This window comes from Phycisphaerae bacterium (genome assembly GCA_012729815.1).
In the GTDB taxonomy this organism is placed as follows: domain Bacteria; phylum Planctomycetota; class Phycisphaerae; order JAAYCJ01; family JAAYCJ01; genus JAAYCJ01.
In genome coordinates this window covers 26,255-36,428 of sequence record JAAYCJ010000149.1, presented here as the reverse complement: position 1 = coordinate 36,428, position 10,174 = coordinate 26,255, and the positions used below count along the sequence as shown (strand labels likewise).

Annotated in this window: 8 protein-coding genes; 6 read left to right on the top strand and 2 right to left on the bottom strand. The window is 63.2% G+C overall.

The features are described from left to right. On the top strand, positions 1-1,733 hold a 1,733-nt coding region (locus GXY33_10350), incomplete at its 5' end, for a hypothetical protein (GenBank protein ID NLX05534.1). Here the strand turns inward: GXY33_10350 and GXY33_10345 are convergent. Together GXY33_10345 and GXY33_10340 are read right to left on the bottom strand one after the other, a co-directional pair. Beyond that, complete coding sequence (locus tag GXY33_10345; GenBank protein ID NLX05533.1) at positions 1,724-2,389, bottom strand: hypothetical protein; 666 nt, start codon at positions 2,387-2,389, stop codon at positions 1,724-1,726. The two genes, GXY33_10350 and GXY33_10345, sit on opposite strands and share 10 nt — an antisense overlap. 55 nt (positions 2,390-2,444) lie before the next feature. Further along, complete coding sequence (locus GXY33_10340) at positions 2,445-3,524, bottom strand: hypothetical protein (protein NLX05532.1); 1,080 nt, start codon at positions 3,522-3,524, stop codon at positions 2,445-2,447. A 122-nt stretch (positions 3,525-3,646) separates the two neighbouring features. Between GXY33_10340 and GXY33_10335 the strand changes: the two genes are divergently transcribed. The 5 genes from GXY33_10335 to GXY33_10315 all read left to right on the top strand — a co-directional run bounded on the left by GXY33_10335 (position 3,647) and on the right by GXY33_10315 (position 9,843). Beyond that, positions 3,647-4,522, top strand: coding sequence for a phosphatidate cytidylyltransferase (locus tag GXY33_10335; protein ID NLX05531.1), 876 nt, complete (start codon positions 3,647-3,649; stop codon positions 4,520-4,522). Between the two features lie 154 nt (positions 4,523-4,676). Beyond that, complete coding sequence (locus tag GXY33_10330; GenBank protein ID NLX05530.1) at positions 4,677-5,579, top strand: PhoH family protein; 903 nt, start codon at positions 4,677-4,679, stop codon at positions 5,577-5,579. A gap of 183 nt (positions 5,580-5,762) precedes the next feature. Then, positions 5,763-8,030, top strand: coding sequence for an HDIG domain-containing protein (locus GXY33_10325; GenBank protein NLX05529.1), 2,268 nt, complete (start codon positions 5,763-5,765; stop codon positions 8,028-8,030). Further along, a complete protein-coding gene (gene ybeY / locus GXY33_10320; GenBank protein NLX05528.1) occupies positions 8,027-8,503 on the top strand; it encodes an rRNA maturation RNase YbeY in 477 nt (158 codons plus the stop codon). The genes GXY33_10325 and ybeY overlap by 4 nt, the downstream gene beginning before the upstream one ends. A gap of 347 nt (positions 8,504-8,850) precedes the next feature. After that, positions 8,851-9,843, top strand: a complete 993-nt coding sequence (locus GXY33_10315) for a hypothetical protein (protein NLX05527.1) — start codon at positions 8,851-8,853, stop codon at positions 9,841-9,843. Positions 9,844-10,174 lie beyond the last annotated feature (331 nt).

The window sequence follows — 10,174 nt, the reverse complement described above, 5'->3', positions numbered from 1 at the left end:
TGGAAAAAGTACGGGCCCTGGACGACTCCCGCCTCGTGCTGCTAAACAGCGGCCGATGGGACGGCATCATCACCGTCGGCTCCCTGTCCAACCCCGGAAGCACCGAATGGGAAGCCCAGTGGGGAAAGGAAACGACCGGCGGACTGCCGGCCGACGAAGTCGACGCCGAGGGAAAAACCCACCCCACCTTTGTTCAGGGCGGACTGGGCCAAACGGTCCAGCGGGTCTTGGGGGATTGTCATCACTACCCGCTCGTACCCTATGATCAACCAAGTCGGGATTTCTTCAAATATCACGGCCGTGACGCCAAACCCATATTTCAATCGGAGTCCGGCACGGGAAGTCTGTTAAATGTCATCGATGGCTTAAGGCAATATCAGCAAGCCGGCGCTTCCGTGGAGCTCAATAACTACAAGCGGCTGCAAAAGCAGGTCGAACTGTTAACCGCCGACTGGAACCGGTTCGGAATGAACGACGTCTATGCGTTCCCCGAGGATATGTTCATCGACAGCTACGCCCAGCAGGTGCGTCAGTCGCGCCTGGAGTATGATCTGATCCGCTCCAACCCCAAAATGTGCGGCCTCAGCATCACCACCATGGTCGATGTCGGCGTGGGGGACGGCCGTTGGACGTATGCCCGCGAGTTCAAACCCGGGATGATGGATGCCCTGCGGGACGGCTGGGCCCCGCTGCGGTGGTGCCTCTTCGTCGAACCGGGTCATGTCTATGCAGGCCGGCAGTTTACGATCGAAGCCGTGCTGGCAACCGAGGATGTACTCAAACCGGGAACCTATGCCGCGGATCTCAAAGTGTTTGGTGAACCGGGAGCCGTCTGGGAAAAACACGTCACGTTCAGCGTACCCCAGCCGCCAAAAGGGTCCGATGGCCCGCTGGCGGTCGTCGTCTTCCGTGAAAGCATTAAACTGAATGTTCCGCCCGGAGCGTACGAGTTTACCGCGTCGCTGGAGCAGGGCGGAGCACCCGCCGGGGCCAGACGAAAGTTCTACGTGTCGGCGCCCGTCGCCGCGTCAAAGAGCGAAGTCACCGTCCTGGGCCTGAGCCGGGAAACCGAGCACTGGCTGACGGCCCACGGGGTCACCTGCCGGCCCTTTGCAGCCCATCCCCAGGTCCGTGAGGTCATCCTTGTCGGTGACCTCTCCAAAACCGACGCCGGGCTCGACCAGTGGAAGGCACTCCTGCAGCGAATCGCCAGGGGAAGCACGGTCGTCTTCCTCTCGCCGTACGCCTTCAAACGCGGTGACAATGCCGTCGGCTGGCTGCCTTTGGAAACCAAGGGGTGCGGTTACTCGTTCGGTGACTGGGTCTATCACAAGGAATGCCTGGCCAAGCCGCATCCGGTGTTCGAGGGTTTGCCGTGCAAGGGCGTCATGGATTGGGAGTACTACGATCAGGTCATTACACACTTCGTCTTTGACGGACAGGACACCCCCGATGACGTGGCCGCGGTCTGGTTTGCCACGGGCTATAACGATGGAATGCTGAGTGAAAAGTTCAGGACCGGTTATGCGGCAGGGTTGCTGTTTGCGGGCTATCGCTTCGGCCACGGCCGGTTCTTCATCAACACGCTCCGCATCCTTGAAAACCTGGATATCAACCCCGCCGCCGACCGCATGCTGATGAACATCATCCGCTACGCCCAAAAAGGCGACGGAAAACCCTTGGCCGCCTTGCCGGATGACTTCGAAACCCTGCTGCATCGGCTCTATGGATAGATCGGAAACCGCCGCAGCATCGCCGGGTACGTCTCTCCATCAGCCGTGCCCGCGCCCTGATTCCCGTACCCGTACGTCAAACTGTCGCCGCAGCAGACGATCGTCTCCCGCCCGCGCAGCCTCGGGCCGATCACCTCCAGGAAGCACCTGGCCAGCAGCACATTGCCGCCCGCCGTCAAATGCACGCCGTCCTCGCTCAGGAACGCCGACCGCTCCGTGCCATCGGTCACGCCGCCGAAATCCGCCAGCGCGACCTCCCGCTCCGCCGCCAGCCTCCTTAGCGCCGCGTTATAGCGGTCCATCTTCACGTTGGGCGTCTCCTCGCCGAACTTCTCCCGCGGGTGGTGCGGGTAAACCTTCTCCTCCACGCAATGGTGGATCGTGCAGATCACCGGCTCGATCCCCGCCGCCCGGGCCCGCTCAACCATCCACGAAACGTTCTCTATGTACGCCGCAAGCGGCGTGAAAAACCGGTCGTTGATGACGTCGTTCATCCCGATGTAGATCAGCACGTAATCCGGCTTCGGATCCAACTGCAGAACGTCCTCACCGAACCGCTCACGGACAACACCACTGTTCTGCCCGCAGCGGCCGCGATTGCAGACTGTCAAACCGTTCAGCCCTTCCGACCCGTTCGAACCGCTCTCACCGCTCATGGCACAACCTCCAGGTCCCATGCCCGCTTGCCCAAAACCGCCGCGCCGCCGTCTCCTACGTGTTCTTCTCCAGCCAATCGAGCAACTCGTTTATCCGATCCGGATGCTCCGCCTCAACGCAATAAACCGTCTTCTCCGGCTTGAGAATCCTGTGCAACTGACGTACGTGCTCGGGATTCACCCCGTACACCTGCACCGCCTTGCCCGCCGCCTGGCACCGCTGCAGCACGTCAATCCACTCGCGCATCGGCTTCTGCCCGTCGCCCGGCACCCACTGAATCGCGTCGATCGCCTTGATCGACAGCACGTCGTCCAGATGCGGCAACGCCCCCGGCCCGTCGAAGTGCAACACGCAGTGATCCAGAAACTCCGCCTCCTCCTCCAGCGCGGGCAACACGATCTTCCGGCTGATCTGCGGGCTGATCATGCACAGCGCGTCGCACTGGATCGTGGCGAACCGCCCGTCCGACCAGAACGGAATCCAGCCGATCGAACCCGTCTCGGCGCTCATCCCGCCCGCCCGATACAGCTCGTCGTACACCACCGGATACGCCTGCCGCACATCGGCCATCGCCGCCCCGATCGCCTCCGGCTGCTCGATCAAATCCATGCACAGCCCCTCGCCGCCACGCATCGCCAGAAGCGTATCCAGATTCGAATGCAGGTCGCACGCACCAACCAGATACCGCCCACGGGCATGCTCAGCCAGCCGCCGGCTCAGACCCATCACGCTCGTCCACACCGAACCCTCCCGATCCAGCCGCAACGGCAGCACCGCCTCCCACCGCCCGTCCACAAACGGATGCACCCAGTTCGTCTCCGGCGAGTCCGCCGAATGCTCCAGCCGACCGCCGTAAAAACACGCGAACTGATCCGGACCGTGATCGGGCGAAAAATGCGGAACCGCCTCAGCCAGAAACACCGTGTCCTCAAGCCAACCGTCGATCGCGGCAAGCTGCTCCTCCCAACGCCGCGTGTTCGCCCGCAGATACCGCAGGTGACCCGGATTGCCCGGCGACCGCCCCGGCCGCGACACCTGCGCCACCACCACCGGACGCCTCACCATCTCCCCGTTCCAAAAATGCCGCCAAACGTCCTTGACCCGCTCAAAATCCGCCTTGTACGTCAATTCCATCGGCGCCGCTCCTGTATGTGGCCCACCAGCCTACCTGCCGCAACTACCGCCGACAAGGCCGAAATTCCTTTACTTGACCCGCCAACACCCTTACTCTCAATAACACAGGAGAAACATTGTCCATGCTCAAGTGGCGACTTTTCTTCGGCGCGATCCTCATCGCGCTGCTCGGTGCGATCTTCACGCTCGACGGCTACTTCGCCGGCCTGCCGGACCCGGACACCGTCTCGGGCACCCTCCTGCGCGACGGCTTTGTCCTCGCCCTCTTCGCCGCCGTCCTGGCCGCCGCAGGCGCCTTCGAATTCGCACAACTCGTCCGCGAAGCCGGCTACCGGCCCTTCAGCCGCCTGATGGTGCTCGCCGCCATGGCCCTGGCCGTCATTCCCGTCTTCTCCCTCCAGCTCCAAGCCTACGCCCTCGACACCGCAGCGGTGGCCGCCATTATACTGTGCTTTGCCTTCGACGCCCAGATCGCCCGCCGCGAAACCCAGCGGGCCGTCGCCCACGTCGGCGTCACCATCTTCGGCATCCTCTACGTCGGACTGCTCCTCTCCTACATCGTCAAGGTCCGGACCGACTTCGGACCCCTCGCCGTGGTCGTCATGGTCGCCGCCGTCAAGTCCGGCGACATGGGGGCCTTCTTCACCGGCAAAGCCTTCGGACGACACAAGCTGGCCCCGTGGCTCTCCCCGGGCAAGACCATCGAAGGCCTGATCGGAGCCCTCGCCGCCTCGACCATCGTCACCGTCATCTGCGCCCGCGCCTTCGCCATCCCCAACCTCGACTGGCCCGCCGCCGCCGCCATCGGACTGCTCCTGGGCCTGGTCGGCCACTTCGGCGACCTCATCGAGTCACTCATCAAGCGGGACTGCGGCGCCAAGGACTCCGCCCGCATGCTCCCAGCCTTCGGCGGCGTCCTCGATCTTGTCGATTCCGTCCTGCCCGCCGGTCTTATCTGGTATATAATTCTGAGTAATATACAGGCTTCAACCGGTTGAGGAGAGTGCAGCGGGCACACCCGCAACCGGCCGTTCAGCCCATGACGATTAAGGAGGTTGATCCGCTTTGGATCTGACGGTTACCTTACAACCACACGCCCATCGACTGGCCCTCTTCGGCCCCCAGGATCGTAATCTGCGGCTGCTGCGAGAGATGCTCGGCGTCCAGCTCGTGGCCCGCGACGGCGCGGTCAAGATCACCGGGCCCAGCGACGCCGTCGGCAAAACCGCCAGCGTGATCGAAAAAATGCAGCAGATGCTCCGCGACCGCGACCAACTCGACACCGGCGACGTCCACGAAGCACTCGCCGACGCCGCCGTCGAAACCGATGTCGGCATGACCGCCGAAGGCGGCGTCGACGTCTACGCCCGCGGCACCCGAATCACCCCAAAAACCGAGGGCCAGGCCCACTACCTCGACGCGATCGGCAACAACGACCTCGTCTTCTGCCTCGGACCCGCCGGAACGGGTAAAACCTACCTCGCCGTCGCGATGGCCGTCTCAGCCCTCAAACGCGGAACCATCAAGCGAATCGTCCTCGTCCGGCCCGCCGTCGAAGCCGGCGAAAAACTCGGCTACCTGCCCGGCGACCTCCAGGCCAAGGTCAACCCCTACCTGCGCCCCCTCTTCGACGCCATGCACGACATGATGAGCTTCGACCAGCTCAAACGCTTCATGGTCAACGACGTCATCGAGGTCATCCCCCTCGCCTACATGCGAGGCCGAACCCTCAACAACGCCGCCATCATCCTCGACGAGGCCCAGAACACCACCGCCTCCCAGATGCTCATGTTCCTCACCCGCCTGGGCCACCACTCCAAGATGATCGTCACCGGCGACGACAGCCAGATCGACCTCGAACGCCCCGAACAGTCCGGCCTCATCGACGCCGCCCGCAAGCTAAACCGAATCGACGGCATCGCCGTCGTCCGACTCAATCGACAGGACATCGTCCGCCACCGACTCGTCCAGTCCATCGTCGAAGCCTACGGCGGCGACGGCCGGGTCGGCCGACCGGCAAGCGATGCCGAACCCGTGACCCGCCAGACGCCCTAGCAGTCCAAGGCCGGGCCACGGCTATTAGTAATATGACTTATTGTGTATGCATGATGGTTGTATTCGGCCCTTTCTGCCCCGAGCGACGGCCCGACCGACTCGGACAGCAGGAAACGGCCTTGGCAAATCGTCCGATATCTTGTAGTTAATATGGCGATGTTTTTCGGCAGGAAACCCAAACGCATGGACGCGCGAAAGGGGCGGGCGGCGCGCATCGGGGCCGCTGCGCCCAAACGAGGGCCCGGTTTCCGAATCCCAGCCCACGCCGTCCTCGTCGGACTGCTGTTCATCGTCGCCACCAGCCTCGTCATCATCGCCGGCGGCCAGGTCATGCCTTGGCGCGAGGGCCAGCGACCCTGGCAGGAAATCCGCGTCCGTCAGCCGTTCAGCGTCCTCGACCAGGAGGCCACCGAACGGGCCAGACGCGAAGCTCAGGAATCCACCCCAAACTACTACCGCCTCAACCAGAGCCTCCTCGGACAGATCGAACGTGACCTGACCGGACTCTACAACGACCTGCGCGCCACCGAACTCTACGCCAACCTCGATCAGGACAAACGACAGGCCCTCGACACCCGATGGGGCATCGACGAACCCGCCTTCCAGAGACTCCAAGCCCTCCTCGTTGAAGGCTACACCTTCGAGGAATTCCAGCAGGACCTCCAGCAGTTGCGCGCCGCCCTGGCCGCCACCCACATCATTGAACGGATGCCCGAAAAATACCAGAAGGTCGGATCCGTCGTCCTGATGGACCCAGCCACCCGAACGGGACAGGAAACCCGACGATGGACCTTCGCCAACCGCCAGGATGAGGTCGCCGAACTGCTCCAGCGGTCCGTGGCCCCCTTCCCGCGACCCATGACCACCCCCGTCCGACGATACCTCGCCGACCTCTTCAAGGAAGGCGCACAGGCCGTCTGGCTCTTCGACGTCGATGAAACCGAAAAACAACGACAGATCAACTACAACGCCCAGGAAGACCGCTACCGCCGCTACGAGCCCGGCCAGGTCCTCATGCCGCCCCAGCAGATGATCACCAGCCGCGATCTGGCCGTCCTCGAAGCCGAGCACCACGCCTACTGGGAGGCGCTCAGCGCCCGAACCAAGATTCTCGCCAACGCCGGTATCGTCACCCTCGTCGCCGTCGTCACCCTCGTCATCGGAATCTACAGCGTCAAATGGGAGCCGCGGGCCACCATGAACTGGACCCGATGCGCCGCCCTCGCCGCCATCATGTTCATCCCCATCACCCTCGGACGAGTCCTGAGTTTGGCCGGACTCAACGAATACCACGCCGTCTTCCATGTGGTGCTGGTCGCCCTCGTCATGACCGTCGCCTACAACCAGCGTTTCTCCCTGATGATCACCGTGACCCTGACCGCCCTTCTGGTCCTCGCCATGCGCGGCGACTTCGGCCTCTTCCTCGCCCTCCTCACCGGCGGCGTGACCGTCACCATGATCCTCGACGAGGTCCGAAGCCGATCCAAGCTGATCGAAGTCGCCGGTGCCGCCGCCATGATGAGCTTCGCCATCGACTGGTGCTACCAGTTGGTCACCTACCAGCAGATCGGCTACGGACTGATCAACGCCGTCTGGGCCGCAGCCGCCGCCTTCGTCGCCGTCTTCATGTTCCAGGGTATCCTGCCCGGCATCGAACGCCTCTTCCAGATCGCCACCAGCATGACCCTCCTGGAATGGAGCGACGCCAGCAAACCCCTCATGCGGCGGCTCGCCCTCGAAATCCCTGGCACCTTCAACCACTGCCTCCTCATCGGCAACATGGCCGAAACCGCCGCCGAGGCCATCGGAGCCAACGGCCTCCTCGCCCGCGTCGGAGCCTTCTATCACGACATCGGAAAGCTCTCCAAACCCGAATACTTCGTCGAAAACCAGCCCACCCGGAACCTCACCCGGCACAAGGGCCTCTCGCCCGCCATGAGCCTGCTCGTCATCATCGGACACGTCAAGGACGGCCTCGAACTGGCCAAAGAGTACGGCGTCCCAAAGGTCCTCCACCAGTTCATCACCGAGCATCACGGCACGACCCTCGTCGAATACTTCTACCGCCTCGCCAACCAGCAGCGGAGCGAAGCCGGCCAGGAGCCCGTCTCCGACATCGAATTCCGCTACCCCGGCCCCAAACCCCACAGCCGTGAAAGCGCCATCCTCATGCTCGCCGACGCCGCCGAAGGTTCGACCCGAGCCCTCTCCGAACCCACCGTCGGCAGCATCGAAAACCAGGTCCACCAGATCGTCAAACGACGCCTCGAAGACGGACAGCTCGACGACTGCGAACTGACCCTCCGCGAACTCCACCAGGTCGAAGACAGCCTCACCCGAAGCCTCTGGGCCATGTACCACGGGCGGATCAAGTACCCGTCGCAGGATGCCGACCGTGACAGGGAAGAAAAGAAAGAACCCAGGCCCGAACCCCGGGAGACGGCCTCATGACCGCTCGCCCGTCCCCAAAAAACAAACTCGACCTCCAGATCGCCGTCCTCGTCCGCAAGATGCCCCTTGCGCAAGCCAGCCTCCGACGCATCGCCGAACACGTCTGGCAAGCCGAAAAGGGACCAGCCGCCCAGATCAGCCTCGCCGTCGTCGGCGAAAAACGCATGGCCGACCTCGCCCAGCAGTACACCGGCCGACGATACCGAACCGACGTACTGGCCTTCGAACTCTCCGAACCCGCCGAAACCCCATTCGTCGGCCAGGTCGTCGTCAACGCCCAACGCGCCCGCCTCATCGCCAAACGACTGTCCCTCAACCCCCAAGCCGAACTCGCCCTCTACCTCATCCACGGCCTCCTCCACCTCCGCGGCTACGACGACCACTCCGAAACCGACGCCCAAAAAATGCACCAACGCTCCAAACGGCACCTCCAAGCCCTCAACTTCAACACCGCCAACCTCTCCCTCGCCTGACCCGCCCCCGTCAATCACCCCGCCCTCGCCGCCAACGCACCTCCGCCAATGGACTCTCGCCGCTAATGCACCTCCGCCGCCCTCGGCGGAGTCTTCCTCCTCCATTCTGGCTACTGACTCCTAACTTCTTGTCTTCGCCCGCGTGTTCCGCGTGTTCCGTGCTAATCCAACAATGACTGCCAATCGCGACGGCCTACCCCACAGCGACAGCCCCTGCGGTCGCCTCGATACTCCTTGACACGCCAGCGAAAATAGATAACCTCAGTGCGGACTTCAAAAGCTCAATCGCCCTCCGCAGGCCAGGTGCTTTGAGCGTCTGCCTCGGGACCTTAAAGAGGTGCAACCCAATGAAGGCATCAACCAAGTCCGCGGTATTCATCGTCGTTGCCGGTGGGTGTCTGTTGACCGGCATCTACCTGCTGCGTCAACCGGCGTCTCAGGGTCCCTCCAGCCCGCCTCCATTGACTGAGAAAGAGAGGGCGCAAGCGCCCGAGGAACCGCTGGGCGACCGCCCGGTAAGCACCTCTCAAGCGGCGTGCGAGGTCGACGAGGGCTTCCAGGCCTTCAGCCGGACGGCCGAGCTTCAGATCGCCGGCGACCTGGCGGACCGGGGAACCTTCGAACTCGATCAACGGGATCCGCGGGCGTTTGTGCGCCGATCCGACCATGAGATAACTCCGGGAGTGACGCGGGAACTGCTGACGCGGGAGGCCGTCCCCGTCCTGCACGCGCTTCTGGACGATCCCGCCTACCGGCGTTACTGGTCCAACATCGCCAAGACGATCTGCTATCTCAGCGACGACCCGGCATCCGCCTCCGTGATCATTAACTACATCCGCCGGTCGGATGACTGGCGGGAAGGGGCGATTGAGACGCACCGTGAATGCACGGGCAAGCTCCTGGCGATCCGGTGGCTGGGGTTCCTGGGCGGAGAGGAGGCCGAGAGAGTCCTGATCCAAGCGATGAGCCCCGATGGCGCGAGGGAACTTGTCAAGGCGTGGCTCGACGGGCTCCTCCCGGTCTCGGCGGGAGGGCCCGATGACGGCTTCGCCGGGCTCGTCGGCGTCGTACAAGGCTCAGCGGCGATCGGCATCGTGCACGCGCAGAGCCGCGAGGGCATCCAGAGGGCGGAAGCGTTACATGAGGCGGCCCGCGCAGATTTCCGAGACCAAGGTTATTCCAGCGAGTCCACCAGCATCCTCCTCCAGCGAACCGGACAAGCGATGGCCATTCGCGACCTGATCCAGTCCATGGGGATCGAGGGGTACCTCGAGCATGTCGATAGCCCTGGCTTCTACAAATTCACCATCCTACCACGTGCCGTGGAATACGGGCCATAGCCGGCGACGCCAAAGAGCGGACCAACTGCGGTCACGTCTTGAAAGTTCGGCAGGGCGAGTCCTGACCCGCCGCTTCGTCTGGGGTCAGTCTTGAAAGTCTGATGTTCTTCCCCTCCGCTCCCTTCTGTTCGGACCCTTCGCCCCTCTGCGTGACCCACCCTTCTCCCATCCGCCTCCGCTGAACGCCTTCCTCCGAGCAAATTCAAAGTCCGAAATTCGAAATCAAGCATTCCGTTCCGGGTGCACCGTGCCCTCCAGAGGACACTACCAAACGCGCCACCCGGGCGACGTTTGGGCCGGAAAAGGTCTTGGCGTAAACTACTGATGTGTT